General features: G+C 73.3%; 28 protein-coding genes. 8 read left to right on the top strand and 20 right to left on the bottom strand.

The window, feature by feature from the left end; all coding sequences use genetic code 11:
- Positions 1 to 40 precede the first annotated feature (40 nt).
- The 3 genes from tilS to dacB all read right to left on the bottom strand — a co-directional run bounded on the left by tilS (position 41) and on the right by dacB (position 4177).
- The gene (tilS, locus tag AB0P35_RS07710; protein ID WP_095873607.1) at positions 41 to 1165 is read right to left on the bottom strand and encodes a tRNA lysidine(34) synthetase TilS; all 1125 of its coding nucleotides are present in this window, start codon (positions 1163 to 1165) and stop codon (positions 41 to 43) included.
- A gap of 245 nt (positions 1166 to 1410) precedes the next feature.
- Positions 1411 to 2577, bottom strand: a complete 1167-nt coding sequence (locus AB0P35_RS07705) for a zinc-dependent metalloprotease (RefSeq protein WP_363507817.1) — start codon at positions 2575 to 2577, stop codon at positions 1411 to 1413.
- Between the two features lie 79 nt (positions 2578 to 2656).
- Positions 2657 to 4177 (bottom strand): D-alanyl-D-alanine carboxypeptidase/D-alanyl-D-alanine-endopeptidase, encoded by a 1521-nt coding sequence (dacB, locus tag AB0P35_RS07700; protein WP_363507814.1) that lies wholly within the window; start codon positions 4175 to 4177, stop codon positions 2657 to 2659.
- A gap of 74 nt (positions 4178 to 4251) precedes the next feature.
- Here dacB and AB0P35_RS07695 point away from each other — a divergent pair, with 74 nt between their 5' ends.
- The gene (locus AB0P35_RS07695) at positions 4252 to 4743 is read left to right on the top strand and encodes an inorganic diphosphatase (protein WP_095873610.1); all 492 of its coding nucleotides are present in this window, start codon (positions 4252 to 4254) and stop codon (positions 4741 to 4743) included.
- Between the two features lie 82 nt (positions 4744 to 4825).
- Here AB0P35_RS07695 and AB0P35_RS07690 read toward each other — a convergent pair whose 3' ends face one another.
- The 3 genes from AB0P35_RS07690 to AB0P35_RS07680 all read right to left on the bottom strand — a co-directional run bounded on the left by AB0P35_RS07690 (position 4826) and on the right by AB0P35_RS07680 (position 6724).
- Entirely contained in the window at positions 4826 to 5041 is a 216-nt protein-coding gene (locus tag AB0P35_RS07690) for a dodecin (protein WP_095873611.1), read from the bottom strand.
- Positions 5042 to 5206: 165 nt separating this feature from the next.
- Positions 5207 to 6157: an asparaginase gene (locus AB0P35_RS07685; protein ID WP_095873612.1), complete on the bottom strand. Its 951-nt coding sequence runs from the start codon at positions 6155 to 6157 to the stop codon at positions 5207 to 5209.
- 57 nt (positions 6158 to 6214) lie between these two features.
- Complete coding sequence (locus AB0P35_RS07680; protein WP_095873613.1) at positions 6215 to 6724, bottom strand: ABC transporter substrate-binding protein; 510 nt, start codon at positions 6722 to 6724, stop codon at positions 6215 to 6217.
- 341 nt (positions 6725 to 7065) lie between these two features.
- Between AB0P35_RS07680 and dtd the strand changes: the two genes are divergently transcribed.
- Entirely contained in the window at positions 7066 to 7497 is a 432-nt protein-coding gene (dtd, locus tag AB0P35_RS07675; protein ID WP_095873614.1) for a D-aminoacyl-tRNA deacylase, read from the top strand.
- An 11-nt stretch (positions 7498 to 7508) separates the two neighbouring features.
- On the opposite strand, the gene AB0P35_RS07670 is transcribed toward dtd, so the two are convergent.
- From AB0P35_RS07670 to AB0P35_RS07660, 3 genes are all read right to left on the bottom strand, one after another.
- Positions 7509 to 8483 carry a folate-binding protein gene (locus tag AB0P35_RS07670; protein WP_363507808.1) on the bottom strand — a complete coding sequence of 325 codons (975 nt, stop codon included), beginning with the start codon at positions 8481 to 8483 and terminating at the stop codon, positions 7509 to 7511.
- A gap of 10 nt (positions 8484 to 8493) precedes the next feature.
- Positions 8494 to 8943 carry a Fur family transcriptional regulator gene (locus tag AB0P35_RS07665; RefSeq protein ID WP_095873616.1) on the bottom strand — a complete coding sequence of 150 codons (450 nt, stop codon included), beginning with the start codon at positions 8941 to 8943 and terminating at the stop codon, positions 8494 to 8496.
- A gap of 109 nt (positions 8944 to 9052) precedes the next feature.
- Complete coding sequence (locus AB0P35_RS07660) at positions 9053 to 9637, bottom strand: FABP family protein (protein WP_363507805.1); 585 nt, start codon at positions 9635 to 9637, stop codon at positions 9053 to 9055.
- A 296-nt stretch (positions 9638 to 9933) separates the two neighbouring features.
- Between AB0P35_RS07660 and AB0P35_RS07655 the strand changes: the two genes are divergently transcribed.
- Entirely contained in the window at positions 9934 to 10296 is a 363-nt protein-coding gene (locus tag AB0P35_RS07655) for a DsrE family protein (RefSeq protein ID WP_363507802.1), read from the top strand.
- An 8-nt stretch (positions 10297 to 10304) separates the two neighbouring features.
- Here AB0P35_RS07655 and AB0P35_RS07650 read toward each other — a convergent pair whose 3' ends face one another.
- The 6 genes from AB0P35_RS07650 to AB0P35_RS07625 form a co-directional block, all read right to left on the bottom strand.
- Positions 10305 to 10577: a DUF3099 domain-containing protein gene (locus AB0P35_RS07650; RefSeq protein WP_095873618.1), complete on the bottom strand. Its 273-nt coding sequence runs from the start codon at positions 10575 to 10577 to the stop codon at positions 10305 to 10307.
- 62 nt (positions 10578 to 10639) lie between these two features.
- Entirely contained in the window at positions 10640 to 10930 is a 291-nt protein-coding gene (locus tag AB0P35_RS07645; RefSeq protein ID WP_095873619.1) for a DUF1416 domain-containing protein, read from the bottom strand.
- Positions 10931 to 10966: 36 nt separating this feature from the next.
- A complete protein-coding gene (locus AB0P35_RS07640) occupies positions 10967 to 11803 on the bottom strand; it encodes a sulfurtransferase (RefSeq protein ID WP_095873620.1) in 837 nt (278 codons plus the stop codon).
- Positions 11804 to 12020: 217 nt separating this feature from the next.
- Entirely contained in the window at positions 12021 to 12101 is an 81-nt protein-coding gene (locus AB0P35_RS07635) for a putative leader peptide (protein ID WP_350637490.1), read from the bottom strand.
- Between the two features lie 256 nt (positions 12102 to 12357).
- Positions 12358 to 13047, bottom strand: a complete 690-nt coding sequence (locus AB0P35_RS07630; protein ID WP_363507798.1) for a DUF2993 domain-containing protein — start codon at positions 13045 to 13047, stop codon at positions 12358 to 12360.
- A 92-nt stretch (positions 13048 to 13139) separates the two neighbouring features.
- On the bottom strand, positions 13140 to 13385 hold the full coding sequence (locus AB0P35_RS07625; protein ID WP_363508128.1) for a MoaD/ThiS family protein: 246 nt from the start codon (positions 13383 to 13385) through the stop codon (positions 13140 to 13142).
- Positions 13386 to 14110: 725 nt separating this feature from the next.
- On the opposite strand from AB0P35_RS07625, the gene AB0P35_RS07620 reads away from it, so the two are divergent.
- The 5 genes from AB0P35_RS07620 (at position 14111) to AB0P35_RS07600 (ending at position 19696) form a co-directional block, all read left to right on the top strand.
- A complete protein-coding gene (locus tag AB0P35_RS07620; RefSeq protein ID WP_095873622.1) occupies positions 14111 to 14842 on the top strand; it encodes a response regulator transcription factor in 732 nt (243 codons plus the stop codon).
- A 156-nt stretch (positions 14843 to 14998) separates the two neighbouring features.
- The gene (locus tag AB0P35_RS07615; protein WP_095873623.1) at positions 14999 to 16051 is read left to right on the top strand and encodes a LacI family DNA-binding transcriptional regulator; all 1053 of its coding nucleotides are present in this window, start codon (positions 14999 to 15001) and stop codon (positions 16049 to 16051) included.
- Between the two features lie 89 nt (positions 16052 to 16140).
- A complete protein-coding gene (locus AB0P35_RS07610; protein WP_363507793.1) occupies positions 16141 to 17322 on the top strand; it encodes a trypsin-like peptidase domain-containing protein in 1182 nt (393 codons plus the stop codon).
- Positions 17323 to 17414: 92 nt separating this feature from the next.
- Positions 17415 to 18191, top strand: a complete 777-nt coding sequence (locus AB0P35_RS07605; protein WP_095873625.1) for a response regulator transcription factor — start codon at positions 17415 to 17417, stop codon at positions 18189 to 18191.
- Between the two features lie 59 nt (positions 18192 to 18250).
- Entirely contained in the window at positions 18251 to 19696 is a 1446-nt protein-coding gene (locus tag AB0P35_RS07600) for a HAMP domain-containing sensor histidine kinase (protein ID WP_363508125.1), read from the top strand.
- Positions 19697 to 19777: 81 nt separating this feature from the next.
- Here the strand turns inward: AB0P35_RS07600 and AB0P35_RS07595 are convergent, their stop codons facing one another.
- From AB0P35_RS07595 to AB0P35_RS07575, 5 genes are all read right to left on the bottom strand, one after another.
- The gene (locus AB0P35_RS07595) at positions 19778 to 21583 is read right to left on the bottom strand and encodes a bifunctional metallophosphatase/5'-nucleotidase (protein WP_363507790.1); all 1806 of its coding nucleotides are present in this window, start codon (positions 21581 to 21583) and stop codon (positions 19778 to 19780) included.
- Between the two features lie 242 nt (positions 21584 to 21825).
- Positions 21826 to 23136 (bottom strand): ATP-binding protein, encoded by a 1311-nt coding sequence (locus tag AB0P35_RS07590; protein WP_095875509.1) that lies wholly within the window; start codon positions 23134 to 23136, stop codon positions 21826 to 21828.
- Between the two features lie 49 nt (positions 23137 to 23185).
- Positions 23186 to 24760: an SCO6880 family protein gene (locus tag AB0P35_RS07585; protein WP_363507788.1), complete on the bottom strand. Its 1575-nt coding sequence runs from the start codon at positions 24758 to 24760 to the stop codon at positions 23186 to 23188.
- A 3-nt stretch (positions 24761 to 24763) separates the two neighbouring features.
- Entirely contained in the window at positions 24764 to 26029 is a 1266-nt protein-coding gene (locus AB0P35_RS07580; RefSeq protein WP_363507785.1) for a hypothetical protein, read from the bottom strand.
- A complete protein-coding gene (locus AB0P35_RS07575) occupies positions 26019 to 26840 on the bottom strand; it encodes a hypothetical protein (RefSeq protein ID WP_363507782.1) in 822 nt (273 codons plus the stop codon). Before AB0P35_RS07575 ends, AB0P35_RS07580 begins: the two co-directional genes overlap by 11 nt.
- Positions 26841 to 26851: the final 11 nt, after the last annotated feature.

Below are 26851 nucleotides of genomic sequence, written 5' to 3'. Positions count from 1 at the left end.
CGGGGTCTGTGTCGGCGGCGGCTCTGCGACCGGTTTGCCGCTAGTCGCTCTGCCGCCGAAACACCAGCGTGCCACACCTGCGGCTCGCTTCGACCCCCCCGGGTAGGTGCAGCGGCCCCTGGCCGCGCCAGCCGGTCACGAGGAGGTCGACGCTCTCCAGGTGCCGGGCGAACAGGTCGCCGGCGGGGCAGCCCGCACGCAGCGCGGCCCTGCGCAGCACCCGGCGGCGGACGGCCGGGGGCAGTTCGGCGAGCCGGCCGACGTCGAGGGCGCCTTCGGCCGTTCGGAGGTCGCGCTCGGCGAGGGCGGCCCACTGGTCGAGGGCGTCGGCGTCGTCGCGGAACAGGCGGGCGGTGCGGGCGAGCGCCTCGACCACGCCGCCGCCGAGGTGCTTCTCCAGCACCGGCAGCACCTCGTGGCGGACCCGGGCGCGGGTGTAGGCCGGGTCGGAGTTGTGCGGGTCGTCCCAGACCGGGATGGACTGCGCCGAGCAGGCCTGGCGGGTGGCGGCGCGGTCGAGTTCGAGCAGCGGGCGGCGGTAGCGGCCCTTCTGGGCGGGCATGCCGGCCAGCGAGCGGGCTCCGGAGCCGCGGGCGAGGCCCAGCAGGACGGTCTCGGCCTGGTCGTCGCGGGTGTGGCCGAGCAGGACGGCGAGTGCGCCGAGCCGGTCGGCGGCGTCGTCGAGGGCGGCGTAGCGGGCGTCCCGGGCGGCGTTCTCCGGGCCGCCGCCCCGGCCGACCTGGACGGGGATCGCCTCGACCGGGTCGAGGCCGAGCTCGCGCAGCCGGACGGCGACCTGCTCGGCCCGTTCGGTGGAGCCGGGCTGGAGGCCGTGGTCGACGGTGACGGCGCCCACCCGCAGGCCGAGCTTGGGCGCCTCGAAGGCGGTGGCGGTGGCCAGGGCCATCGAGTCGGCGCCGCCGCTGACGGCCACCAGGACGAGCGGGGAGCCGGGAGCGGCGGGGGTGCGCGGCAGCCCGGAGGGATGGCGGCGGGCGTTGCCGATCAGGGCGGTGGCGCCGGCCGGGACGAGCGCGGCGGCGGCGGGCCGGCTCTGCGGCGCGCGGACCGGGGCGGCGACGGGGACGCCCGCCTCGGCCGCGAGGTCGGCGAGGGTACGACGGACGGCGAGGCGTATCGCCGCGACGGCAGGGTGAGGGCCCACGGGGTGCACTCCTTGACGGAGACGGGGAGGGACGGCGGCCGGCCCGGGCGGCGGGGCGGGGAACCTCGCACGCTCACGGTCACCGGGCGCTCACAGATGGTCGCAGAAAGCGGCCCGCTGCCAGGCCGTGCACGCCAGCGCCGGGTCAACGGTCCCACGTACGGGTGAATGGAAAAACGTTCATTCGCCCGTCGTCCGCCCGGCTGGGGCAGGTGTGCGGGCGCCTCGGCGGGCCACGGACGCCCTCAGCGGGCCACCCGGGCGACCCAGGCGGCCGGGTCGTGGATCTCCTCCTTGGTGGGCAGGGTGTTCGGCGACGTCCAGACCCGGTTGAACCCGGCCATGCCGACCCGGTCCACCACGCCGCGGACGAAGACCGCGCCGTCCTGGTACTGGCGCAGTTTGGCGTCCATCCCGAGCAGCCGGCGCAGCACCAGGTCGAGCCGGCTCGCGCCGCGGTCGCGGCGGCGCTGGAACTTCTCCCGGATCTCGGCGACGCTCGGCACCACGGCCGGCCCGACTCCGTCCATCACCACGTCGGCGTGGCCCTCCAGCAGTGACATCACCGCGGTCAGCCGGCCGAGCACCTCGCGCTGGCCGGGCGACTGGACGGCCTCCAGCAGGGTCTGCGGGCCGGAGCCGTCACCACGGCCGCCGAGGCCGGGGAAGCCGTCCGCGACGACCTCGCGGGCCCGCTCCAGCAGCGCGCCCGGGTCGATGTCGGTCTGCGCCAGGAAGGACTGCACCTCGGACTGGATGTGGTCGCGCAGCCAGGGCACCGCGCTGAACTGGGTGCGGTGGGTCTCCTCGTGCAGGCACACCCAGAGCCGGAAGTCGTGCGGGTCCACGTCGAGCTCCCGCTCGACCTGGACGATGTTCGGCGCCACCAGCAGCAGCCGGCCCGGGCCGGGCGGCTCGGGGCCGCGGCGCGGCTTGTCGAAGAGCCCGGCGGGGCTGTCCGGCGCGGGCGGCAGCTCGGCCGGGGCGAAGGTCTCGTACTGGCCGAGCACCTTGGTGGAGAGGAAGGCCAGCAGCGCCCCGACCTCGATGCCGGTGGCCTTCTCGCCGATGCTGCCGAACACCTGGGCGCCGGCACCCTCGCCACGGCGGGCCTGCAGGCGGTCGACCAGCGGCTGGACGATGGTGCGGAAGCCCGCCACGTTGGCGCGCACCCAGCCGGACCGGTCCACCACCAGCACCGGGGTGGCCTCGGCGTCGGACAGCCGGGCGGGCTGCAGCCCGGTGTAGCCTCGCACGTGCTCCTCGGCCTCCAGGGCGTGCCGGCGCAGTTCGGCGACGACCTTCACGGCCTCCTCGCGGGTCACCTCCGGTCCCGGCCTGGCCAGCCGGGTGGCGGTCGCGACCGCGAGGTTCCAGTCCACCATTCCTGCTCCGCCGCTCGCGCTCGTCATGCCCTCACCGTACGTGCTCCGGGGCGGCGGAGGGAGGGAACCTGCCGGGCCGCGGCGCCGGGGCTCCACGGCGGGCGGATCAGCGGCAGCCGCAGGCCGCGATCCGGGCGACGATCCGGTCCACCGCGGCGCGGGCGTCGCCCGCGCCGGACCGGCTCATCAGCGCGAAGACCAGCACCCGGCCGTCCGCGTCGACGACCGTGCCGGCCAGCGTGACCACGCCGGAGAGCGTGCCGGTCTTGGCCCGGACGATGCCGGCCGCCTCGGCGGCACCGGAGCGGGCGCCGTAGCGGTTGACCAGGGTGCCGGTGAAGCCGGCGACCGGCAGGCCGGTGAGCACCGGGCGCAGCTCGGGGTGGTCCGGCGCGGCGGCGCGGGCGAGCAGTTCGGTGAGGGTGATCGGCGGGATCAGGTTGGTCTTGCTGAGGCCGCTGCCGTCGGCGAGCGCCACGCCCGCGGTCGGCACGCCGAGTGCGGTGAGCGCCTGCAGGGTGGCCGCGGAGGCGCCCTCGAAGCTCGCCGGGCGGTGCGCGGCGATGGCGACCTGCCGGGCGACGGCCTCGGCGAGGGTGTTGTCGGAGGTGGTGAGCAGCCGCTCGACGAGCCGGGGGACGGTGGGCGAGCGGACGGTGGCGAGGACGGCCGCGCCGGCCGGGGCGGTGGTCTGCGCGGGGGTGCCGTCCACGGTGACGCCCTCGGCGCGCAGCCGGTCGGCGAAGGCCGCGGCGGCCTGCCCGGCGGGGTCGTAGACCCGGGCGGGGGCCTCGTCGGGGGACTTCGGGTCGACCCGGCCCTCGTCGACCATCAGCGGGGTGACGGCGGCGATGTTCATGGCGTCGTGCTCGGGGTGCAGCAGCGGGCCGGTGTAGAGCGAGGTGTCGTAGCCGAGCCGGACGGTCGTGGTGCCGGCGGCCTTGAGCGCGGCGGCGGTGCGGGCGGCGAGGTCGGCGAGCGAGGCGGGGGCGGTGTCCGCGTCGACCGGCTGGCCGCCGACCCGGATCTGGTCGGCGGGCAGCACGGTGAGGGTCGGGTCGCCGCCGCCGACCAGGGTGATGCTGCCGGGGGTGCTGCCGCGGACGACGGTCGTGCTGATCCGGGTGGTCGGCGGGATCAGCGAGAGCGCGGCGACGGAGGTGGCGAGCTTGGTGGTGGAGGCGGGGGTGGCCGGGGTGTTCTCGCCGGAGCCGAGCAGCAGCCTGCCGGTGGCGGCGTCGGCGACCGCCCAGTTGAGGGTGCCGAGGGCGCCGTCGTGGACGGCGGCGCCGAGCGACCGCTGTATGCCCTCGCCGGTGGGCACGCCGGCGGCGTCCGCGACGGCGGCGAGCACCGGGCCCTTCACCGGGGCACTGCGCGGGCGCCGGGCCGTGCCCTGGCCGGGCCCGGCGTCGTTTTTCTTGTCGGTCCTGTCGTCGCCGGCGCCGTCGCGGCGGGCGCCGTCCGCGCCGTCGCCCGAGCGGTGGCGGTCCTGCCGGCCGGCGGCGGGGCCTGGATCGGCCGCCGCGGTGGGGACGGTGAGCGGTCCGGCGACCGCGAGCACCGTCGCGGCGGCTCCGGCGGCGACCGCCCTGCGGCCCCTCCACACCCGTGCACGCGCGTTCACCGACCGGCCCCTTTCCCGAGCACTACCTGCCGTGCGAGACACTGGATTCTGTCAGTTTCTACCTTGGAGGAACCTTGGAGTTCGACGTCCTGATCGAGATCCCGAAGGGCTCGCGCAACAAGTACGAGGTCGACCACGAGACCGGCCGGCTCCGTCTCGACCGGATGCTCTTCACCTCGACCCGCTACCCGGCCGACTACGGCTACGTCGAGGGCACGCTCGGCGAGGACGGCGACCCGCTGGACGCGCTGGTCATCCTGGACGAGCCGACCTTCCCGGGCTGCCTGATCAAGTGCCGCGCCATCGGCATGTTCCACATGACCGACGAGGCCGGCGGCGACGACAAGTTGCTCTGCGTCCCGGCGACCGACCCGCGCTGGGAGCACCTGCGGGACATCCACCACGTCTCGGAGTTCGACCGCCTGGAGATCCAGCACTTCTTCGAGGTCTACAAGGACCTGGAGCCCGGCAAGTCGGTCGAGGGCGCCAACTGGGTCGGCCGCGTCGAGGCCGAGGCCGAGATCGAGGCGTCGATCAAGCGCCTGGAGGAGACGGGCGGCCACTGAGCCGTCCCTCCACTCGGTTCTCCGAGGTGACGAGGGCCGGGGCGAGCAGCTGTGCTCGCCCCGGCCCTCGTGCGTGCGCGGGTCAGTCCGCGTCGTCCAGCCGGAAGCCGACCTTGAGCCCGACCTGGTAGTGCTCGATCCGGCCGTCCACGAGGTGTCCGCGGACCTGGGTCACCTCGAACCAGTCGAGGTTCCGCAGCGTCCTGGAGGCCCGCTCGATGCCGTTGCGGATCGCGTTGTCGATGCCCTCGGAGGAGGAGCCGACGATCTCGGTGACTCGGTAGACGTGGTCGGTCATGGCGCATCTCCCAGCTGTGGGTGACGAGGGACGGTGTGCGGGCCCTCGTCCACCGTGCCGCAGGACGCCGCGACCCGCGCGCCGAGCCGCCCCCGGGCGACCGCCCCGCGGCCGCCCGGGGGACACCCGGGGCACACCCGGGCCCCCGCCCCTGGCGCGCCGGGATCAGAACGCGGCGCGCACCTCGCCGACCACCGCGCCGCCGCCGTGCAGCGGCTCGGCACCGATCCGGCCCAGCACCTCGTGCTCGACGCCGAGGCGGCGCAGCGCGGCGGCGAGCACCGGTCCACGGGCCCGCTCGGCGCCGTCGTCGATCTTGAAGGCGAGTGCCCGGCCGTCGGCCAGCGCGACCACCTGGACGGCCTCGGCCCCCATCTTGGACAGCGCGCCGGGCACCGCCCGCATCAGCCAGGTGTCGGCGCGGCGGGTGCCGGCCACGTACTCCGGGTGGGCGCGCATCGCGTCGGCGACGCGGCGCTGCGGGCTGCCGGGCTCGGCGAGCACCAGGGAGCGGTAGCCGCGGGCCAGGCCGGTCAGCGAGACGGCGAGCAGCGGGGCGCCGCAGCCGTCGGTGCCGATGTGGGTGGCGCTCTCGCCGGTGGCCTCCTCCAGGGCCTCGCGGGCCAGCACCTGGATCGGGTGGGCGGCGTCGAGGTAGCCGGCGGTGTCCCAGCCGTTGGCGGCGCTGGCGGCGAGCCAGCCGGCGTGCTTGCCGGAGCAGTCCATGAGGATCGGGGCGGCGGCTCCGCCGGAGCGCAGCAGCAGCTCGGCCTCGACCCGGTCGAGCGGGAGGTCCGCGGGGGTGCGCAGGGCGTCCTCGGTGAGGCCCGCGGCGGCGAGGATCGCGCGGACGGCGTCGCGGTGGAAGTCCTCCGCGGAGTGGCTGGAGGCGGCCAGGGCGAGCGCGGCGCCGTCGAGGGCGAGGCCGGCCCGGAGGGTGGCCACCGCCTGGAAGGGCTTGGCGGTGGAGCGCGGGAAGACCGGTGCGTCCGGTGCGCCGAGCGCGTACTCGACCGTGCCGTCGGCGGCGAGCAGCACCAGGGAGCCGCGGTGGCGCCCCTCGGTGAAGCCGGAGCGTATGACCTCGGCGAGGGCGGGCAGGGCGGACAGCGGCATGGAGTACTCCTGACGGCGAGTGCACTGGGTGAGGGTGGCCCGGCCGCCGCCCGCTCCTCAGCCCCCCGTGAGCAGGTCGTCGACCCGTGCTTCCCCTTCACGGTACCTGCGGGTGATTTCGGCACTGCAGTCGTCCGCCGTCCGCTGCAGCAGCTGGCGGCGGCCGGAGACCTCGCGCTCGTGCCGGGTGAGCCGCTCGACGGCGGCCAGCAGGGCGGAGGTGGGGTGCGCCGCGAGGTCGGCGAGCCGGACGTCGCCCATCAGCGTGTCGGCCTCCCGCTGGTACTGCTCGCCGCGCGGCGGCCCGAGCGTGACGTGCCGGGCCGGGCGGCGGACGGAGGAGGGCAGGTCGGCCAGGATCGCCGGCAGCCGGTCGACCAGGTCGGCGGGGGCGGGCGGGGCGAGGTCGTGCGGCACCCGGCGGCGGGCGAGCTCGGCCCGCAGGATGTCCATCCGGCCCTGCAGCAGACGGCGGAGGTACGAGAGGTCGGCCTCCTGTTCCTGTGCGTCGCGCCGCAGCGTCCGTAGCTGGTCGAGGCCCAGCCCGCCGATGTCGCTCGCGTCCATCCACCACCTGCCGTTGTTCCTGCGTCCGGGGCCGGTGCGGCCCGTACGTGAGCACGCCCGGCAGCCCCCGGGGGGTTCCCGGCGGGGGCCGGTGCCACCCGCTCGGGCTATCGGCGGCCCGCACCGTGGCCGGTGCGGCCGGGCCGTGCGCGGGCGGCCGTCGACAGCGTCCCACCCCGGTGGGCGGCCGCGCACCGCCCGGCACCCGAACGGCCCCCCTGGCGAACCGCCATGGCTGGTACGACAATTGGCGGCTGCGCGCTGACCTGCGCCGACCTCGGCGCACGCGCGCGCCACCCGGCGCACGCCGATGCGCCGCGCGCCTCCGGCAGAATGGCGGCATGCGAGCAGTGGTGCAGCGGGTGTCGGAGGCGGCCGTCCGGGTGGACGGCGAGTGCGTGGGCGCGTTCGAGGGGCCCGGGCTGTGCGTCCTGGTCGGCGCGACGCACGAGGACACCCCGGCGAAGGCGGCCCAGCTGGCCCGCAAGCTGTGGACGCTGCGGCTCTTCCCCGGCACGCCGGAGCTGTCCTGCGAGGAGCTGGGCGCGCCGCTGCTGGTGATCAGTCAGTTCACGCTGTACGGCGACGCGCGCAAGGGCCGCCGGCCCACCTGGAACGCCGCGGCGCCCGGCCCGGTCGCCGAGCCGCTGGTGGACGCGGTCGTGGCCGAGCTGCGGGCGCTGGGCGCCAAGGTGGAGACCGGGCGGTTCGGCGCCGACATGAAGGTGTCCCTGGTGAACGACGGCCCGTTCACCGTGCTGCTGGAGGTCTGAGCCCCCGGCGGCTACTGCGGGACGATCACGTCCTGGGTGCCGGGCACGCCGTCGGCGAGCAGCACGGCGTCGACCGGGACGTTCCGCTTCACCAGCGCCATGGCGATCGGCCCGAGCTCCCAGTGGCGGGCCGAGGAGGTCACGAAGCCGAGCGGCCGCCCGTCCTCGCCGTCCGAGGCGAGCCGGACCTGGGCGCCGTGCGGCGGCAGCTTCTCCTCGGTGCCGTCCAGGTGCAGGAAGACCAGCCGGCGCGGCGGGCGGCCGAGGTTGTGCACCCGGGCGACCGTCTCCTGGCCGCGGTAGCAGCCCTTCTGCAGGTGGACGGCGGTGGCCAGCCAGTCGACCTCGTGCGGGATGGTGCGGTGGTCGGTCTCGAAGCCGAGCCGCGGGCGGTGGCCCTCGATCCGGAGCGCCTCGTACGCCCAGACGCCGGCCGCGGGCCCGTAACCGGCCGTCAGCTTCTCCAGCTCGGCCCGCGGGAGGAACAGGTCGCGGCCGTAGGGGAGTTCGCGGACGGCGGCGGCGCCGTCGGCCGAGGCGGCGGAGCCGGCCGGCAGGTGCACCACGGCGTAGTCGGCGGTCGCGTCGGCGATCTCCACCCGGTAGAAGAACTTCATGCTCTCCAGGTAGCCGAGCAGCGCGGGCACGGTGCCGGGCTCGACGTGCGCCCAGGTGGTCTCGCCGTCGTCGACCAGGAAGAGGGCGTGCTCGACGTGCCCGTGCGGGGAGAGGATCAGGGCGTCCGTCGCCTGCTGCGGGGGCAGCGCGCTGACGTGCTGGGTGAGCAGCAGGTGCAGCCAGGAGAGCCGGTCGGGGCCGCTGACGGTGACCACACCGCGGTGCGACAGGTCGACGAAGCCGCGGCCGGCGGCGAGCTCGCGCTGTTCACGGAAGAGGTCGCCGTAGTGGGCGGCGACACCCTCGTCGGGTCCCTCGGCGGGGACGGCGCCGGGCAGGGCGAGCAGCGGGCTCTTGGTTCCGGTCATACCGGCCAGCTTACGACTGCGCGCCGGCCCGCTTTTCGGTGCAGTCGGCGCAGCGGCCGAAGATCGCGAAGTGCTTGAGGTCGGTGTCGAAGCCGTGCTCGGCGCGCAGGCTCTCGATCAGCGGGGCGGCGATCGCGGTGTCGGTCTCGGTGACCTTGTCGCAGTCCCGGCAGACCAGGTGCAGGTGGGTGTGGCGGCCGGCCAGGTGGTAGGTCGGGGCGCCGTGGCCGAGGTGGGCGTGCGAGACCAGGCCGAGCTCCTCCAGCAGCTCCAGCGTCCGGTAGACGGTGGAGATGTTGACCCCGCTGGCGGTCTTGCGGACGTGCCCGAGGATCTCGTCCGGGGTGGCGTGGTCCAGCACGTCGACCGCCTCCAGGACGAGCTGGCGCTGCGGGGTCAGCCGGTAGCCGCGCTGCCGCAGGTCGCTCTTCCAGTCGGTGGGGGTTTCGGTGTTCGCCACGGTAGGTCCCTGCCCGGTTCGAGGTGATGGGACAAGTGTAGGGACCGACCGCGGGTCGGTCCCTACGTCGTGCGGCCCTGCGGCCCGGCCGGGCGGACCCGGCGGGCGGTCAGCGGAAGAACGCGATGCCGTCGTCCGGCAGGTCGTTGATGTCCTGGATCAGCTTCGCCGGGCTGAGCACCTTCTTGAGCTGCGCGGACATGTACGGCCGGAGCGGAACCGCGGGGGCGGCCTTCTCGCCGACCCAGAGGAGCTCCTCCTTGACCATGCCGAAGAGGCGCTTGCCGCCGGAGTAGGCCGGGGCGCCCTCGATCCGGGCGACCGCGTCGGTGGCGAGGTCGATCTGCGGCTTGCCGTCGTGCAGCTTGCCGTACCAGATCTCGACCGTGCCGTCGTCGCGGACGGACGAGACCTCGATCTCGCGCTCGCCCGAGGTGCCCTGCGCATTGGTGGTGATCCGCCAGAAGGCGTGCTCGTTCTCCAGCGGACGGACCTTCTCGCCCTGCTCGTCCAGCACCCAGGTGCGGGAGCGGAACTCGAGGAACGGGCGGCCGTCGTGCCGGAAGACGACTTCCTGGCCGAAGTTGCACTTCTCGGTGCCCGGGAAGTCGTAGACGCCGGCGCCCTCCCACGTGCCGAGGAGGAAGGCCAGCGGGACGACGTCACGGTGGAGGTCGGAGGGGATCTCGATCATTTTCCTGCTGCTGTCGTCGGGGTCTGCTCACCCCAACGTTACGGCAGTTCCGGCCGCCTCAGCGCAGTTCGGGCCGCGTCAGCGCTGGCCCTGGTAGAGCTTCATCACCGAGAAGATGGCGAACCAGGTGATCAGGACGGCCATCAGCGCGAGCAGGGCGTCGAAGAAGATTTCCAGACCGGACACGAGGCGCTCCATTGCGGGCGGGCGGGCAGATGATGAACGACGCCCGAGTCTATCGGCCGCCCCCCGCCGGGTCTCGGTGAGCCCCGCCACGCCGTCGCTACGCTGTCGCCATGTCGAAGAAGCTGGTCATCAAGGTCACGGCCGGGGCGGACGCGCCGGAGCGCTGCTCGCAGGCCTTCACGGTGGCGGCGGTCGCGGTCGCCAGTGGTGTCGAGGTGTCGCTCTGGCTGACCGGGGAGTCGTCCTGGTTCGCGCTGCCGGGGCGGGCGGCCGAGTTCGAGCTGCCGCACGCCGCCCCGCTGCCCGACCTGCTGGAGTCGGTCCTGGCGGCCGGCACGGTGACCCTGTGCACCCAGTGCGCGGCGCGCCGGGGCATCGATGAGAAGGACACCGTCGAGGGCGTCCGGATCGCGGGCGCCCAGGTCTTCCTGAGCGAGATCATGGCGGACGGGGCGCAGGCCCTCGTCTACTGACGGGCCCGCTATCCGCGGGGCTCGTGGTCGGGGTGGTCCCGGTCGTGGCCGGGGCGGTTCCAGCCGGGGTCGTCCCAGCGCGGGTCGTTCCACCAGTCGTCGTCCGGGTCCCGCTTGTTGGCGAAGACCGCCGCGAGCGGGGGGATGACCATGGCCAGGACGCACATCCCGATCGCCGCCGGGACGGACCAGAAGCGCACCACTCCCCACGCCAGGACGAACAGCCCGAGACAGACGCCCATCATGACGAAGTAGCGGACGTGCCGCTGGTGTGCCTGCACGTCTCCAGGGTATGGCCGAGGCCCCCTGCACTGCAGGGGGCCTCGGCACCGGTCCTCGGAGGTCAGACCGCGATCGCGACCTCGGTGAACTCGCCCTGGGCGGCGACGACCTGGCGGTCGACGGTCGCCCCCGGCACCAGTGCACGCAGCGTCCACTTGCCCGGACGGGCGAAGAAGCGGAACTGCCCGGTGGCCGAGGTGGGCACCTCGGCGGTGAACTCGCCGCCCTCGTCGAGCAGTCGGACGTAGCCGTTGACCGGCTCGCCGTCTCGGGTCACCGAACCCTGGATGATCGTCTCACTCGCCACGTCTACTCCTGCCAGGTCCGGGCCGCCGGCCTTCGCACCGCACATGTCTTGTCTTCCCTTCCTACGGTTCGAGCCGGGGGCTCAGTTGGAGCCGAGCTCGATCGGCACGCCGACGAGGCTGCCGTACTCGGTCCAGGAGCCGTCGTAGTTCTTCACGTTCGGCTGGTCGAGCAGCTCGTGCAGGACGAACCAGGTGAGCGCGGAGCGCTCGCCGATCCGGCAGTAGGCGATGGTGTCCTTGGCCAGGTCCACGCCCTCCTCCTGGTAGAGCGCGCGGAGCTCGTCGTCGCTCTTGAAGGTGCCGTCGTCGTTGGCGTTCTTGGCCCACGGGATGTTCTTCGCGGACGGGACGTGGCCCGGGCGCTGCGACTGCTCCTGCGGGAGGTGCGCCGGGGCGAGCAGCTTGCCGGAGAACTCGTCGGGCGAGCGCACGTCGACCAGGTTGAGGTTGCCGATCGCGTCGATCACGTCGTCGCGGAAGGCACGGATCGAGCTGTCGACGGCCTGCGCCGTGTAGGCGGTGGCGGCGCGCTCGGGCACCTCGACGACCAGCTCGCGGGAGTCCAGCTCCCACTTCTTGCGGCCGCCGTCCAGCAGGCGGACGTCGCCGTGGCCGTACAGCTTGAAGTACCAGTAGGCGTACGAGGCGAACCAGTTGTTGTTGCCGCCGTAGAGCACCACGGTCTGGTCGTTGGCGATGCCCTTGGCGCTGAGCAGCGCCTCGAAGCCGGCCTGGTCGATGAAGTCGCGGCGCACCGGGTCCTGGAGGTCCTTCTTCCAGTCGATGCGGACGGCGTTGCGGATGTGGTTCTTCTCGTAGGCGGAGGTGTCCTCGTCGACCTCGACGATGACGACCTTCGGGTCGTCCAGGCGGGCCTGGACCCAGTCGGCGTCGACCAGGACGTCGCTGCGGCTCATGGTGATGTCTCCATCCGGGGGCGGTTTGCGGAAGGCTGCTGGGGGTCGCTCGCGGGCCCGGTTCCGAATAGGTGTCCACGATTCGGACACCACAGGTCATGGGCCTGTCGCGCGGTTCGAGTCAGGGGGGCCGGAGGCCGTCGGCCCGTGGAACGGGCCCTCGCGGCGGCCGGCCTGCGCGGTGGGCGGGCCTGACGGGCTGGTCAGAGCTGCCCGGTCAGCGCATTCGACACAGGCAGGTGGACACGCGGCACAGGTCTACCGCCCGCCGCTTCGTGAGATCCGCCTGTCGCTTCATGACGACGATGCTAGGGACACCGCACGCCTGCTGTCATCAGTGTGTCAAATAATGAGACCGAATGGCCCGAATACTGGGATTTGCCGATTTACCGCCGCCCCGGCCAGCACGAATGCCGCCCCGGCGCGGTCGCGGGACGGCGGGGGACGGCGGCGCGGGGACCGATGCTGGACAGCCCGTCTCGCACTTCGGGACGGCTGCGGGGGTGGGCCGGGGTGGACGGGACGGCGGGAACGCGGCCGGGAACCCGGCCCGGTCAGCCGATCAGGCGGACGTTCTCGCCCCGGAAGGTGAGCTGGAGGCCGTCCGGCTGCGGCACGGCGCCGGCGAGGTTCAGCCCCGCGGGCAGCTCGGTGAGGGTGAAGCTGCGGGCGGCCAGCTTCCCGGCCAGGGCGCCGTTCAGCACCGAGGCCATGCCGGTCAGCTTGAAGCCGTCCGCGGTGATGGTGTTGCCCGAGCTGTGCACGTCGCCCTGGCCTATCGAGACGCCCATCAGCGAGGCCTTGATCCTGCCGGGCCCGGCGTACGAGAGCTCCAGGCGGTCCGCGCCCGGCACCCCGGACTGCGGCGCCGCCAGCCGGGCCGCGTCGGCGTAGCTGATCAGCCCGGTGCCGCTGCCGTGCCGGACGGTGGCGCTGCGGTAGCCGTCGCCCACCGCCACGCCCGACAGCTGCGCGCTGAAGGAGCGCAGCGCGACCTGCTCGCTGCCGTTGCCGACCGTCATGCCCTCGCCGGAGAGCCTGACGTCGTCGAACTCCCTGGCGAGGGCCTGGGTGAGGAAGGGGAAGCCGTCGATGTGCACGGTCGGCCGCTCGGCCATCCGGCCGCTGCCGGCCAGCTTGTCGGCGGCCTCGTCCTCGGCGACGCCCGCGGCCACCCGGTCCGCCCCGACGAGCAGGCCGGCCAGGGCCGCCAGGCCGATGGTCGCCTTCAGCCAGCCGCGCATCTTCTCTCCCCGATGATCGCTCCGAGTCGTCGTGCCGTTCGGAGTGCTACGACGATCGGCCGACCGCTGTGGTTCCTGGGCGCCGGGCCCGCTCAGCCGCCGGCGAAGGGCGGCAGCACCTCCACGGTGCCGCCCTCGGTCAGCGGCACCTCCGCCCGGTCGCGGGCGCCGACCTGCTCGCCGTCGACCAGGAAGGAGCAGTGTCCGAGCACCTGGAGCAGCCGCGGCCGGTCGGCGTGCCGCTCGTGCACCGCGGCCAGCGCCTCGGCGAGCGTGGCGGCCTCGTACGGCTCCTCGGCGGTGCCCGCCTCGGCCTTGGCGGCGGCCCAGAAGCGGATCGTGCCGGTCACCCGAGCGGCGGTCGGGGTCACTCCCCGGGGTGAAGCAGCGGCGGTGGTGCCCATGGCAAGCCCTCCTCGTCGTCCCTCGCCCGGTGCAGCGGCCCGGCTCCGTCCGCCGGCCCGCCCACGCCAAAGGTGTACACGTACGGTGCGGCCGGTGCTGCACCCATGATGGACCGGGCGCCCACCGGGACGTCAACGCCGCAGCTCGGACGGGAGGACCGCGGCCCTCCGGATCGGCCGGGGGCGCACACGGCGTGATCCAGCACTCGCCGCGCGCCCCTCCCGGAGCGGGGTGTGGTCGGCTATTCTCGAGGCGTAAGGGATCCGGGCAGAGTCGCCCCCGGGTCCTTTTGTGCTTTCAGGACGCCAGTACGGACGTTCTTGCGAACGGCGCCCCACCCGCGCCGGAGGCGGGAACACCCCGGGGACAGCGGCACAACGGAGTGCCCGCGGCCCGACGGGGCGTCAGGACCGGCGCCGGGCCACGCCCGGCGCGGGAGCAGACCGGAAGGTTCGCGGATGGGCAGGGCAGGAACGGTACGCCAGGGGTTGCGGGACTCCTGCCGTGCGCCCCGCTGTGCCGTGCGCACCGGCGAATCCACCGGAGCTCCCACCGGACGCCCTACGAGCGCCTCCTCCACCTTCAACGCCTCCGCGCCCGCCGGCCCCCGCCGCAGGCGCGGTGCGACCGCGACGACCCGGAAAGGGGACTACCGGGTATGAGTTCTCTCCTCCTGTTGACCAACGCTCTGCAACCGTCCGCCGAGGTACTGCCCGCGCTCGGCCTGCTCCTGCACAACGTCCGGGTCGCCCCGGCCGAGGGTTCGGCCCTGGTCGACACCCCCAGCGCCGACGTGATCCTGGTCGACGGACGGCGCGACCTGCCGCAGATCCGCAGCCTCTGCCAGCTGCTGCGGTCGACCGGCATCGGCTGCCCACTGGTGCTGATCGTCACCGAGGGCGGCCTGGCCGCGGTGACGGCCGAGTGGGGCATCGACGACGTCCTGCTCGACACCGCCGGCCCGGCCGAGGTCGAGGCCCGGATCCGGCTCGCCATGGGCCGCCTGCAGGTCACCGCCGACGACTCCCCGATGGAGATCCGCAACGGCGACCTGTCGGTGGACGAGGCCACCTACTCCGCCAAGCTCAAGGGCCGGGTGCTGGACCTCACCTTCAAGGAGTTCGAGCTGCTCAAGTACCTCGCGCAGCACCCCGGCCGGGTCTTCACCCGGGCGCAGCTGCTGCAGGAGGTCTGGGGCTACGACTACTTCGGCGGCACCCGCACGGTCGACGTCCACGTCCGCCGGCTGCGGGCCAAGCTCGGCGTCGAGCACGAGCAGCTGATCGGCACCGTGCGCAACGTCGGCTACCGGTTCGTCGTCCCGGAGAAGCCGGACAAGGGCGAGCGGCCCGGCACCGAGCAGCGCGCCGCAGCCGTCCAGGAGGTCTGAGCCCGGGCGGCGGCCGGCCGGTCCGGCCGCCGCCCGCGCGCGATCCGCCCGGCTTGTCCGGGAAGGGGCGATAACACCCGCCCGCAGCCGGCAGGTAACTCTCCGGTACGTGAGACTCCTCCTACCGTCCACCTGCCACCCGCGTAGACTCCCTCCGTGGCCAAGGTGACGCGCGACGATGTAGCCCGACTGGCTGGGACCTCGACCGCGGTCGTCAGCTACGTGATCAACAACGGACCCCGCCCGGTCGCCCCGGCGACCCGCGAGAAGGTCCTCGCGGCGATCGAGCAGCTCGGCTACCGGCCGAACAGCGTCGCCCAGGCGATGGCCTCGCGCCGCACCAACCTGATCGGGATGGTCGTCCCCGACGCCCGGCAGCCCTTCTTCGCGGAGATGGCGCACGCGGTGGAACGCGCCGCCTCCGAGCGCGGCAAGCTCGTCCTGATCGGCAACTCCGACTACGTGGACGACCGCGAGGTGCACTACGTGCGGGCCTTCCTCGGCATGCGGGTGGCCGGCCTGATCCTGGTCAGCCAGGGCCCCTCGCAGCGGGCCGCCGAGGAGTTCGCCGCGATGGAGGGCGCCAAGGTCGTCCTGCTGCACCGCCGGCCCGAGGCGATCGACGACGTCGCCGTCGTCACCGACGACGTCGGCGGCTCCGAGCTCGCCGTCCGCCACCTGCTGGAGGTGCACGGCCACCCGTACGTGGTCTGCTTCGGCGGCCCGGTGGAGTCCCCCGCGCCCGGCGACCCGGTCATCGACCACGTCGAGGGCTGGCAGCGCGCCATGGCCGCGCACGGCCTGCCGGCCGAGCCGCACCTGGTCGACGCACCGTTCCACCGGTACGGCGCCTACGAGGTGGCGGTGGAGCTGCTGCGCTCCCCGAACCGCCCGCCGGCCATCTTCTGCTCCACCGACGACCAGGCGATCGGCGTGCTGCGGGCCGCCCGCGAGGTGGGCCTGCGGGTGCCGGAGGACCTCGCCGTGGCCGGGTTCGACGACGTGCCCGAGGCGGCCCTCGCCGACCCGCCGCTCACCACCGTCGCCTCCGACCGGGACGCGATGGCCCGCGCCGCCGTGGACCTGGTGCTCGACGACTCGCTGATGGTGCCCGGTTCGGACACCGAGCGGGTCCGCAAATTCGAATCGCGCCTGGTCGTCCGGCGTTCCTGCGGCTGCACCGGCCAGGAGCCCGCGCCGGTGGCCTGACCAGGCTTTATGAGAACCTGACGGGCTTCTCGGAGCGTTCTGAGCGCGTTCTCATCAAACGTTCATCCGGCGGGCGGAGCGTGGTCGTCATGAGCGACCCGTACCGCAGCAGCGAGGACCCGTACCGCACCGCCGACGGCCACCTGGTGTGGCCAGCCGAGCACCCGGCCCGGCCGGACCACGAGCCGACCGCGCACCCGGCCGACGCCCACCCGGCCGCCGGCACCGGACCGACCGGCCACGCCGCGGACGGCGGGCAGCTCCCGCCGCCGTACTCCGCCGCCTCGGCGGAGCCCCCCGAGCCGCCCGTCCCGCCCGAGGGCACGGCCGGCGCGGCCGGCTCCGGCGGGCACGCCCGGCGGAGCTTCCTGCGCAGCCGGCTCGCCCTGGCCGCGGCCGTCGCCGCCGCGGCCGCGGTGCTCGGCGGAGTGGCCGGCGGCGTGGTCACCAGGGCCGGGGACGGCACGTCGGTCGCAGCGAGCACCCTGGTCAGCCCGGTCGCCGCCAAGTCCGACGGCACCGCCGACGTCACCGCCATCGCCGGCGCGGTCTCCCCGAGCGTCGTCCAGATCACCGTGCAGGACGGCAGCGGCACCGCCACCGGCACCGGCGTCGTGCTCACCGCCAAGGGCCGGATCCTCACCAACTACCACGTGATAGCGGGCGCGGTGGACGGCGGGCGGATGACCGTCACCTTCCACGACGGCAGCACCGCCGAGGCCACCGTCACCGGCACCGACAAGTCCCTGGACGTCGCCGTGATCACCGCCACCGGCGTCAGCGGGCTCACCCCCGCCGTACTCGGCGACTCGTCCGGCGTGCGGATCGGCGACCCGGTCGTCGCCATCGGCAATCCCGAGGGCCTCACCGGCACCGTCACCTCCGGCATCATCAGCGCCGAGAACCGCGAGGTCACCGTCCAGGTCGACGAGGGCACCACCCGCGGCAACGGCGGCTTCGGCTTCCCGCAGCTGCCCGGCCTCCAGGGCGGCACCGGCTCCAACGGCTCCGACAGTTCCGGCAGTTCCGGCAACTCCGCCACCTACAAGGCGCTGCAGACCGACGCGGCGCTCAACCCCGGCAACTCCGGCGGCCCGCTGATCAACGCCAACGGCCAGGTCATCGGCATCAACTCGGCGATGTACTCGGCGAGCGGCTCCAACTCCACGGCCGACTCGAGCAACGCCGGCAGCGTCGGCCTCGGCTTCGCCATCCCCATCGACACCGTCAAGCAGGTGCTCTCGGCGATGCAGTCCGGCCAGAACCTGTGACCGCGCTCCTCCCGCACCCGGGCACCTCCCGCAGGACAATGGCAGCACCCCCACCGCCCCGCCCCCACGAGAGCCAGAAAGGGCCCCAGCCCATGACTCCCCCCGCCGACGACCGCACCCCTGCCGAGACCGCCGGCTCCGGCCCCGCGCGGCTCCTCGTGGTCGACGACGAACCCGCCCTGCGGGACGCCCTGGAGAGCAGCCTCGCCTTCGAGGGCTACGAGGTCACCACCGCCACCGACGGCTTCGAGGCCCTGGAGGCCGTCGAACGCGACCGGCCCGACCTGGTGCTGCTCGACATCATGATGCCGCGGATGGACGGCCTCACCGCCGTCCGCCGGATGCGCTCGCGCGGCGACACCGCGCCGGTGCTCATGCTCACCGCCCGCGACGCCGTCGGCGACCGCGTCACCGGCCTCGACGTCGGCGCCGACGACTACCTCGCCAAGCCCTTCGAACTCGACGAACTGCTCGCCCGGGTCCGCGCCCTGCTCCGCCGCAGCGCCCTCGCCAGCGAGGCGGCCGCCCGCGCGGCCGCCGCCGAGGACGACGGCGAGGTGCTCTCCTTCGCCGACCTGCGGATGAACACCGCCACCCGCGAGGTCACCCGCGAGGGCCGGCCGATCGAACTCACCCGCACGGAGTTCATGCTGCTGGAGATGTTCCTCTCGCACCCGCGGCAGGTGCTGACCCGCGAGCAGATCCTCAAGGCCGTCTGGGGCTTCGACTTCGAGCCGTCCTCCAACTCGCTCGACGTGTACGTGATGTACCTGCGGCGCAAGACCGAGCAGGGCGGCATGCCCCGGCTCATCCAGACCGTGCGCGGCGTGGGCTACGCGCTGCGGCCCGCCAGCGGCGCAGCGGCGTGAAGGCGATCGGCCGGCTGACGGGGTGGTTCCGCGGGCGCTCGCTGCGGAGCAGGCTGGCCATGCTCACCGCCGCCGCGGTCGCGGTGGCGATCGCGCTGTCGGCCCTGGCGTGCTGGTTCTTCGTCAAGGATCAGCTGTACCACCAGGTCCGCACCAACCTGGCCGGGGCACCGTACGACTTCCGGACCATCGCGAACGGCCAGTTGGCCGGCGACACGCTCCAGAGCTGCGGCACCACGCCCCAGCAGGCGCTGACCAAGTCGCTCGCCGCCAACACGCTGTTCGCCGCCACCCACCCCAACCGGAGCGGGCCGGACCACGGCGGGCCGAACCGCTGGGACAACCAGCTGGTGACCTCCGCCGGGACGGTCTGTCTGCCGCTCGGGGCCACCAAGGCCATCGAGACCGACCCCGCCGACCGGTCGATCCTGACCGAGCCGGACAACACGGCCCACTACCGGGACGGCGCGTTCGTCGGCGGCAAACCGGCCATGGTGCGGGTGACCAAGGTCTACCTCGTGCCGTCCCAGGAACCCGCGATCATGCTGACCGCGCAGGACGTCTCCGCCGTCGAGAACTCACTGCAGCGGCTCGGCCTCATCCTCGTCGGCGTGGCCTCGGTCGGCGTGGTCGGAGCGGGGTTCATCGGCCGGATCGTGGCGCGGTCGGCGCTCAAGCCGGTGGACCAGTTGACGGACGCGGTGGAGCACATCGCGCGGACGGAGGAGGTCGGGACGACCATCCCCGTCCACGGGAGCGACGAGATCGCGCGGCTGTCGACCTCGTTCAACTCGATGTCCACCGCGCTGCTCAACTCCCGCGAGCGGCAGACCCGGCTGATCGCCGACGCCGGACACGAACTGCGCACCCCGCTGACCTCGCTGCGGACCAACGTCGATCTGCTGATCCGCAGCGACGAGACGGGCCGGCCACTGCCGCCGGCCACCCGCAGCCGGCTGCTCGGCAACATGAAGGCGCAGATGCAGGAGCTGACGCTGCTGATCGGCGACCTCCTGCAGCTGTCCCGGCCGGACTCCCCGAAGCCGGGTCAGAACCTGGCCGTGGTGGCCCTGCACGAGATCGCCGGGCGGGCCGTGGAGCGGGCCCGGCTGCGCGGCCCGGGGCTGGAGTTCCGGGTGGCGGTGCACCCCTGGTACGTGCACGGGGACGCGGCGGCGCTGGAGCGGGCGGTGATCAACCTGCTGGACAACGCGGTGAAGTACAGCCCGCCGGGCGGTCCGGTCGAGGTGGCGCTGGCGGACGGCCGGCTGACCGTCCGGGACCACGGGCCGGGCATCCCGCAGGACGAGCTGCCGTACGTCTTCGACCGGTTCTGGCGCTCGCCGTCCTCGCGGCAGCTGCCCGGTTCGGGGCTGGGGCTGTCGATCGTGGCGCAGACCGTCCGGGACGCCGGGGGCGAGGTGACGCTGGGCCCGGCCGTGGACGGCGGCCCGGGGGCACTGGCCACCCTGCGACTGCCCGGGCAGTCGGACCGGCCGGAGTAGCCCTCCGCGGGACCCGGGAGATGGCGGAGGGCGGGACACCCCCTCAGGTGTCCCGCCCTCCGTGTCCTGTGCGGCGGTGCGTCAGTCCTTGTCGGTGCCGTTGCCGACCAGGGCGATGCGGTCGCGGGCCGGCGGGGCCAGCGGCGCGGCGGCCGTGCCGGTGGCGGTCAGGTAGGCGTTGAACAGCTCCAGGTCGGACGGGCCGACGAGGGTGTTGGTGCCCGAGGTGAAGGCCGGGAAGCCGTCACCGCCGCCCGCCAGGAACTCGTTGGCGGCGACCCGGTAGGAGGCGGCCGGGTCGATCGCGATGCCGTTGAGCTTGACCGAGGGGACGACCACGCGGCCGGCACCGGTCTTGGTCATGTCCAGGGTGTAGGTGAAGCCCTTGGAGACCTGCAGGATCTTCGGCGCGGCGTCGTTCGGGCCGCTGACCTGCTGCTGCAGCAGCTGGATGATCTGGGCGCCGGTCAGCGTCTTGACCTGCATCATGTTGGTGAACGGCTGGACGGTGAACGCCTCGCCGTAGGTCACCACGCCGTCGCCCTCGGCGGCGGACGCCTTGTAGACCAGGTCCGAGCGGATGCCGCCGGGGTTCATGAAGGCGATCTGGGCGCCGCCCTTGTCGGCGGGCGCCATGCCGGCCAGCTGGGCGTCGGCGATGACGTCACCGAGCGGCTTCTCCAGGTCGGCGGAGCCGCGGCCGTTGATGTCGGCGGAGATGTGGCCGATCGGACGGTTGGCGATCGGCGCCGCCATCTTGTTGTACGTGTCGATCAGCTTGGTCATGTCCGGCGCCTTGGCCACGGTGCGGCGCACCACGTGGTTGGCGGCGGTGACCGACGGGCGGACGATGGCGCCCGAGCGCTTGTCGATCTGCAGGTTGATCTCGGTGTACAGGCGCCCGAAGGAGGCGGCGCTGGTGACCGAGCGCGGCACGCCGTTCTTGTCCGGGATGGCGCAGGCGTACGCGTTGTGGGTGTGACCGGTGACGATCGCGCCGACCGCGGGGTCGATGTTCTTCGCGATGTCGACGATCGGGCCGGAGACGCCGGAGCCGCCCGCGCCGCAGTCGAAGTTGTAGGTGGTGGAGGCCGGGTAGCCGCCCTCGTGGATCAGGGCCACGATCGCGTTCACGCCCTTGCGCTTCAGCACGGCCGTGTACTTGTTGATCGTCTCGACCTCGTCGCCGAACTTGAGGCCCTTGACGCCCGCGGCGGTGACGATGTTCGGCGTGCCCTCCAGGGTGACGCCGATGAAGCCGACCTTCTCGCCGTGCACCTCGGTGATCCAGTACGGGTCGAGGATCGGGCGGCCGGTCTTCTCGTTGGTGACGTTGGCGGCCAGGTACTGGAAGTCGGCGCCCTTGAACTTGCGGCCCTTGGTGTAGCAGCCGTCGGTCGGGTGGCAGCCGCCGTCCTGCAGGCGCAGCAGTTCCTTGGCGCCCTCGTCGAACTCGTGGTTGCCCACGCTGGTGACGTCGAGGCCGAGCTTGTTCATCGCCTCGACGGTCGGCTCGTCGTGGAACAGGCCGGAGAGCAGGGGGCTCGCGCCGACGATGTCGCCGGCGGCCACGGTCAGCGTGTTCCGGTGGCCCTTGCGGGCCTCGCGCAGTGCGGTGGCCAGGTACTCGACACCGCCGGCCGGGGTGGAGACCACCTGGCCGGTCGCCGGGTCGACCTCCTTGATGGTGCCGGAGGACCCGGCCGGGGGCTCGAGGTTGCCGTGGAAGTCGTTGATGGCGAGGAGCTGGAGGTCCTCGACCTTCGGCTTGTGGTGGCCGTGCGCCTCGGCGACGCTCGGCACGAGCAGCGTGCCGAGCAGGCCCGCGGCCGCGGCCGCGGCGAGCGCCGTGCGGCGGTATCTGCCGGTCTGACCGGATGTGGACATGAGGGTACCCCGTACCGTCTGGGGCCCGGCAGACGCCGGGGCCATCGTGGCATGACGGGTGAAGCCTAGGGTCAACGCGCGTAGCTGTCAGGTCCTCTGACGTAACGAGAGGGTTTCCGCCAGCTGACATGATGTCGAGCAACGACCCCCGGGAGCGCCGTGGCGCCGCCGGGGGTCGTTGTCGCGGGAGTCGTGTTCGCGGGGTCGTGCTGGTGGAGTCGTTGTCGCCCGGACTCCGCCGCTCAGATCATCGGTTCGGCGGCCAGTTGCTGTTCGGCCCGCTGGCGCTCGGCGACGGCGTCCTCGGTCATCGCCCGGTCGGTGTAGACGAGCGGGCGCTCCGACTCGGTGATGATGTGCTTGACCACCTGGACGTTGCCGTTGACGTCCCACACCGCGATACCGGGCGACAGGGTGGGGATGATCTCCACCGCCCACCGGGGCAGGCCGAGCACCCGGCCGGTGGCTCTCGCCTCCTCGGCCTTCTGCATGTAGATGGTGCGGGTGGACGCCATCTTGAGGATCGCCGAGGCCTCCTTGGCGGCCGCGCCGTCCACCACGTCCGAGAGGTGGTGGACCACCGCCACGAAGGAGAGGCCCAGGCGGCGGCCGAACTTCAGCAGCCGCTGGAAGAGCTGGGCCACGAAGGGGCTGTTGATGATGTGCCAGGCCTCTTCGACCAGGAAGATCCGCTTCACCCGGTCCGGCCGCAGCCAGGTGTGCTCCAGCCAGACACCGACGATCGCCATCAGGATCGGCATCGCGATGGAGTTCCGGTCGATGTGCGACAGGTCGAAGACGATCAGCGGCGCGTCCAGGTCGATACCGGCCGTGGTCGGGCCGTCGAACATGCCGCGCAGGTCGCCGTCGACCAGCCGATCCAGCACCAGGGCCACGTCCAGGCCCCAGGACTGCACGTCGTCGACGGCCACCCCGAGCGACTCCAGCGAGGAGAGTTCGGGGTTGCGCAGGGTGGTGATGATGTCGTCCAGCACGGGCTGGCGATCCTTCACCGTGGCGTACACATGGGCGTGCGCCGCCTTCAGCGCGAAGCCGGCCCGCTCCTCCAGGCCCCGCCCCATCGCCACCTCGATGATGGTGCGCAGCAGCGACAGCTGCCCGGTGGTGGTGATCGACGGGTCCAGCGGGTTGAGCTTCACCCCGCCGTCCCGGGCCGCCATCGGATCGAGCCGGATGGACTTTATGCCCAGCGCGTTGGCGATCAGGTTCCACTCGCCGACGCCGTCCTCGCCCTGCGCGTCCAGCACCACCACCTGCCGGTCGCGGAAGCGCAGCTGGCGCAGCACGTACGTCTTCTCCAGCGCCGACTTGCCGTTGCCGGACTCGCCGAGCACCAGCCAGTGCGGGGCCGGCAGCTGCTGGCCGTACAGCTGGAACGGGTCGTAGACGTAGCCCTTGCCGCTGTACACCTCTCGGCCGATGATCACGCCCGAGTCGCCGAGGCCCGGCGCGGCCGTCGGCAGGTAGACCGCCTGGGCCTGCCCGGTCGAGGTGCGGACGGGCAGCCGGGTGGTCTCCACCTTGCCGAACATCAGGCTGGTGAAGGCGTCGGTCAGGTTGCCGATCACGGGGTCCCCTCCCTCAGCGGCGGATGCCGGTCGCGAACGGCAGCGTGTTGACGAAAGCCCGGTGGTGCTCGCGGTCGCACCACTCCAGCTTGAGGTAGCTCTTGCCGGCCGAGGCGCGGATGGTCCGCTTGTCGCGCGCCAGCGCCTCGGGGGTGCGGGCGGAGACCGTGATGTACCCGACCAGGTTGACGCCGGCCGCGCCGGAGGCGAGGTCGTCGCCGCGCTGGTCGACCCGGCCGGTGTGGGCCAGGTCGCGCGGGTCGACGGTGCGGTTCATCTTGGCGGCGCGACTGGCCTCCGCCTCGTCGTTGGTCTTCTCGGTGAGCATCCGCTCGATGGCGACGTCGGTCGGCTCCAGGTCCATCGTGACGGCGACCGTGCGGATCACGTCCGGGGTGTGCACCAGCAGCGGCGCCAGGAAGTTGACGCCGACCGGGGTCAGCGGCCACTCCTTGACCCAGGCGGTGGCGTGGCACCACGGCTCCCGGGTCGCCGACTCGCGGGTCTTCGCCTGCAGGAGCTGCGGGTGCGTGGCGTCCAGCTCGGCCGGCCAGGCGTTGCGCCGGCTCATCGCCTGGATGTGGTCGATCGGGTGGTCCGGGTCGTACATCGAGTGCACCAGCGAGGCCAGCCGGGCCTGGCCCAGCGGCTGCCGGACCCGGATGTCCGCCTCGGCCAGCCGCGCGCAGATGTCCGTCAGCTCACGGGCCATCACCGTCGCCAGGCCCTCGTCGTCGCGCTGTCGCCGGCCGTCGGCCGTCCGCCCCATGGCATGTGCCTCGGCCGCCAGGTCCCGGGTGTAGTGCATGCAGGCCACCAGGTAGGCCCGGTGCTGCTCGGAGGAGGTCGACACCATCGACTGCAGCTGGTCGTACGACTCCTTGAGCCAGCGCGGCGCCTCGTCGTCGCCGCGGCGCTCCACGTCCTTGGCGTGCGCGTCCGGGTCGGCGGGCAGCGTCCGGGCCAGCATCTGGAGCCGGGTCACGAAGCCGTCGCCGTTCGCCACGTGCTTGAGCAGCGTGCCGAACCGGTCGACCAGCGTCTCCTGGTCCTCCGAGTCGCGCAGGCCGACGCCCGGGCCCTCGATCTCGATCGCGGCGGTGACGGTGCGGCGCTCCAGGTGCATCAGCACCCCGACCTCGTCCGGCCCGAACGGCGCGGACAGCCAGCGGAGCCGGCCCACGCCCGGTGGCGGTCCGACCTCCACCTCGCGCCCGTCGAGGCGCGTCCCGGCGTCGATCACCTCGGACTTCCACACCGCCCGCCCGGAGCGCACCGTCCGCCGGTACGTGCGGTTGATCTCCACCCACTTGTAGAAGGTGCGGCGGCGGTACGGCACGTACACAGCCATGATCGCCAACAGCGGGAGGCCGACCAGGCCGGCGATCCGCAGCGGCAGGATCGGCATCAGCAGACCCCACATCATGCCGAGGAAGGCACCGAAGATGATCAGCACGATCTCGCCGGATTCGCGGTTGCGCCCGATCGGCGCGTTCGGCCGCGACTTGCCGATGAGGTAGGTGCGGCGCTGGTGCGCGTACGGCTGGGCGTACTGGGCGCCGAACTGGCCGAGCTGATCGCTGCTCACCCGTCACCCTCCCTTCGTGGGGTTGTTGATCGGGGCGGGGGGCTGGGCGGGCGGCGCGGAAGCACGGCCGGCGTGCGCGGCGATGCCCGGAGCGACTCCGCCGCCACCGGAGCCGGAGGAGGCGTTGGCCGCCTGCGGGCCGCCGCGCGAGCCGTGCGCGGAGATGCCCTGCTTCACCAGGTTCGCCGGACCGTTGATCATCGCCGAACCGGCCGAGACGGCACTCGCCCTGGCCCGGCGCACCTGCTGCAGCTCGTCGCCGAAGCCCGGCACGAAGCGGTAGACGGCCGCGCTGGAGAAGATCGACAGGAAGAGGATCGCCAGACCGGACAGCACCCGGGCGAAGTCGTCGCTCGCCCCGGCCCCGGTGGCGACCGCGCCGGCCAGGCCCAGGATGACCACGATGATCGGCTTGGCGAGGTCGACCGCCAGCATCAGGCCGGCCCAGCGGCGGACGTGCTTCCACAACTGCTTGTCGACCAGGCCCGCGTACACGGCGGTGCCGAGCAGCGCACCCACGTACAGCATCGCGGCCCGGATCAGCAGCTCGATCCAGAGCACGGCCGCGGCCAGCACCGCCACCAGCGAGACGATGATCAGGATCAGCGGACCGCCGCCGAGGGAGCCCTTCTCCAGGGTGTCCGCGAATCCGCCCAGGTAGGTGCCGGTGTCCGACTTGGTGCCGGCCGCGATCGCCGCGGTCAGCCCGTCCGTCGCCGAGACCACCGTGTAGAGGATCAGCGGGGTGAACGCCGAGGCGATCACCGTCAGCCAGAGGAAGCCGATCGCCTCCGAGAAGGCCTGCGCCAGCGGCGCACCGCGCACCGCCCGCTTGGTCACCGCCAGCAGCCACAGCACCAGCGTGATCACCGTCGAACCGGCGAACACCACCGCGTACTGCTGCAGGAAGGCGGCGTTGGTGAAGTCCACCTGCGTCGTGCCGTCGATCGCCCCGCCCAGCTTGCGCACCACCCACGCGGCAGCCTGCGCACACCCCTTGGCGAGCGACCCCAGCGGGTCGGTGGCCGCCCCGACGCCTTCGGTCCCGGGAATGACGGTGCTGTTGGGCGGGGGACAGAGCTTGTTGCCGCCCAGCCAGTCCGCACCGCCCTGCCCGGTGCAGGTCGAGGCCGAGGGCGACGGCGACGGCGACGGGTCGGCGAACACCCGTTGTGCGGTGATCAGCGCGGTCGCCTGCAGGCCCGCGAGTGCGCCGCCCAGCGCGCCGGCCCTCCGGACGAGGGATCTGGTCGAGCCGTCACCGCGCATAGCGGAAGCCTCCGAACCTCTGGACTGCGTCAGTGATCTGCTGGGCCGTGGCCGCCTGCTGATCGCCCGGAACGGGGGCAGGGCCCGAAGCCCGGTCGAAGTCGGTCACCTTCCAGTCGCTGCCGTTCCAGCGCATGGTGACGGTGAGGGTGTACCAGTCCTGGGAGACCGGCCTGGTCGAGCCGTCGCCCGCCAGCCCGTGCAGCCCCGTGCACCACACCTCCACCTTCGTCGCCGTGTCGGCGTAGTTGGCGGTGCGGGTGCCGACGGGGATGGTGCGGCTGACGAAGGTGAGGCCCTTGGGGGCCTCACCCTGGGCGTCGAGGCCGAAGCGGCCGTTGTTCTCGGCGGTGAAGGCGGCGTCGAGCCGCTGCTGGAGCTGGGCGGCGACGGTGGGGTCGGAGACGGTGTCGACGACGGTGTGGCGGCTGGTGGTCTGGAACATCTCCGCGGAGCCGAGGGCGGTCGCGTAGTTGGCGGCGGCCGACTGGGCACCCTGGTCGGTGTGCGGGAAGCCGTTGGCGATGCCGTTGTCGGTGGTGTCGACGGGTTTGGTCCCGCTCGGGGCGGTGGCGGCCGAGCCGGCCTGGGCGCCGTCCCCCGAGCCGGAGGTGGCGTTGCCGCTGCCGGTGGGGCCGGGGTCGGGTTTGCCGCGGTTGGCGATGGAGACCGCGATCACCAGCAGGGTGACCACGAGCAGGACGGTCAGCAGGGTCCGGACCGGACGTGGCTGACGTGTGGTCATCTGGTGGGGCTGTTCGGCGACCGGCAGCCGCGTCCGGGTGTGCGGCTGGTCGTCGGACAACGGCACGGCGGCCCTCC

It is taken from the genome of Kitasatospora sp. NPDC085879, from assembly GCF_040686255.1.
Lineage (GTDB): Bacteria > Actinomycetota > Actinomycetes > Streptomycetales > Streptomycetaceae > Kitasatospora.
Note: the sequence above shows the minus strand (reverse complement) of the source record. Positions and strands in the feature narration are given on the sequence as shown.

Bases quoted from the DNA above. Each gene is read 5' to 3' on its own strand.
- AB0P35_RS07705 (WP_363507817.1), bottom strand. From the start codon at position 2,577: ATGACGAGCGCGAGCGGCGGAGCAGGAATGGTGGACTGGAACCTCGCG.
- AB0P35_RS07690 (WP_095873611.1), bottom strand. From the start codon at position 5,041: ATGACCGACCACGTCTACCGAGTCACCGAGATCGTCGGCTCCTCCTCC.
- AB0P35_RS07685 (WP_095873612.1), bottom strand. From the start codon at position 6,157: ATGCCGCTGTCCGCCCTGCCCGCCCTCGCCGAGGTCATACGCTCCGGC.
- AB0P35_RS07680 (WP_095873613.1), bottom strand. From the start codon at position 6,724: ATGGACGCGAGCGACATCGGCGGGCTGGGCCTCGACCAGCTACGGACG.
- dtd (WP_095873614.1), top strand. From the start codon at position 7,066: ATGCGAGCAGTGGTGCAGCGGGTGTCGGAGGCGGCCGTCCGGGTGGAC.
- AB0P35_RS07670 (WP_363507808.1), bottom strand. From the start codon at position 8,483: ATGACCGGAACCAAGAGCCCGCTGCTCGCCCTGCCCGGCGCCGTCCCC.
- AB0P35_RS07660 (WP_363507805.1), bottom strand. From the start codon at position 9,637: ATGATCGAGATCCCCTCCGACCTCCACCGTGACGTCGTCCCGCTGGCC.
- AB0P35_RS07655 (WP_363507802.1), top strand. From the start codon at position 9,934: ATGTCGAAGAAGCTGGTCATCAAGGTCACGGCCGGGGCGGACGCGCCG.
- AB0P35_RS07645 (WP_095873619.1), bottom strand. From the start codon at position 10,930: ATGTGCGGTGCGAAGGCCGGCGGCCCGGACCTGGCAGGAGTAGACGTG.
- AB0P35_RS07640 (WP_095873620.1), bottom strand. From the start codon at position 11,803: ATGAGCCGCAGCGACGTCCTGGTCGACGCCGACTGGGTCCAGGCCCGC.
- AB0P35_RS07635 (WP_350637490.1), bottom strand. From the start codon at position 12,101: ATGAAGCGACAGGCGGATCTCACGAAGCGGCGGGCGGTAGACCTGTGC.
- AB0P35_RS07630 (WP_363507798.1), bottom strand. From the start codon at position 13,047: ATGCGCGGCTGGCTGAAGGCGACCATCGGCCTGGCGGCCCTGGCCGGC.
- AB0P35_RS07620 (WP_095873622.1), top strand. From the start codon at position 14,111: ATGAGTTCTCTCCTCCTGTTGACCAACGCTCTGCAACCGTCCGCCGAG.
- AB0P35_RS07610 (WP_363507793.1), top strand. From the start codon at position 16,141: ATGAGCGACCCGTACCGCAGCAGCGAGGACCCGTACCGCACCGCCGAC.
- AB0P35_RS07605 (WP_095873625.1), top strand. From the start codon at position 17,415: ATGACTCCCCCCGCCGACGACCGCACCCCTGCCGAGACCGCCGGCTCC.
- AB0P35_RS07600 (WP_363508125.1), top strand. From the start codon at position 18,251: ATGCTCACCGCCGCCGCGGTCGCGGTGGCGATCGCGCTGTCGGCCCTG.
- AB0P35_RS07595 (WP_363507790.1), bottom strand. From the start codon at position 21,583: ATGTCCACATCCGGTCAGACCGGCAGATACCGCCGCACGGCGCTCGCC.
- AB0P35_RS07590 (WP_095875509.1), bottom strand. From the start codon at position 23,136: ATGTTCGGCAAGGTGGAGACCACCCGGCTGCCCGTCCGCACCTCGACC.
- AB0P35_RS07580 (WP_363507785.1), bottom strand. From the start codon at position 26,029: ATGCGCGGTGACGGCTCGACCAGATCCCTCGTCCGGAGGGCCGGCGCG.